The organism is Bradyrhizobium sp. 17 (genome assembly GCF_023073515.1).
Taxonomy (GTDB): Bacteria; Pseudomonadota; Alphaproteobacteria; order Rhizobiales; family Xanthobacteraceae; genus Bradyrhizobium; species Bradyrhizobium canariense_D.
Map to the genome: position 1 here is coordinate 8,846 of NZ_JADPJQ010000062.1, position 758 is coordinate 9,603.

At 60.4% G+C, this 758-nt stretch carries 1 protein-coding gene; it reads left to right on the forward strand.

The window, feature by feature from the left end; translation table 11 throughout:
- A partial coding sequence (groEL, locus tag IVB13_RS09655) for a chaperonin GroEL (protein WP_247488636.1) occupies positions 1-758 on the forward strand: 758 nt, incomplete at both ends.

Genomic DNA, 758 nt, shown 5'->3' on the forward strand with positions numbered 1-758 from the left:
TCAGGTCGGCACCATCTCCTCCAACGGGGACGTGGAAATCGGCAAGTTCCTCGCAGATGCCATGAAGAAGGTCGGCAACGAGGGCGTCATCACGGTTGAGGAAGCAAAATCGCTCGAGACCGAACTCGAGGTCGTCGAGGGCATGCAGTTCGACCGCGGTTACATTTCGCCCTACTTCGTCACCAACGCCGACAAGATGCGCGTTGAGATGGACGACGCCTACGTTCTGATCAATGAGAAGAAGCTCTCCTCGCTGAACGAACTGCTTCCACTGCTAGAAGCCGTGGTCCAGAGCGGTAAACCGCTTGTGATCATCGCTGAAGACGTCGAAGGCGAAGCTCTCGCTACCCTCGTCGTTAACCGTCTGCGAGGTGGTCTGAAGGTCGCCGCCGTCAAGGCTCCGGGCTTCGGCGATCGCCGCAAGGCCATGCTGCAGGACATCGCAGTGCTGACCGGCGGCCAAGCGATCTCCGAGGATCTCGGTATCAAAATGGAGAACGTGACGCTCGCCATGCTTGGCCGCGCAAAGAAGGTGATGATCGACAAGGAGAACACCACGATCGTCAGCGGCGCCGGCAAAAAGGCCGACATCGAGGCGCGCGTGGCCCAGATCAAGGCGCAGATCGAGGAAACCACCTCGGACTACGACCGCGAGAAGCTGCAGGAGCGTCTGGCCAAGCTCGCAGGTGGCGTCGCGGTGATCCGCGTCGGCGGCGCGACTGAAACCGAAGTGAAGGAGCGCAAGGATCGCGTGGATG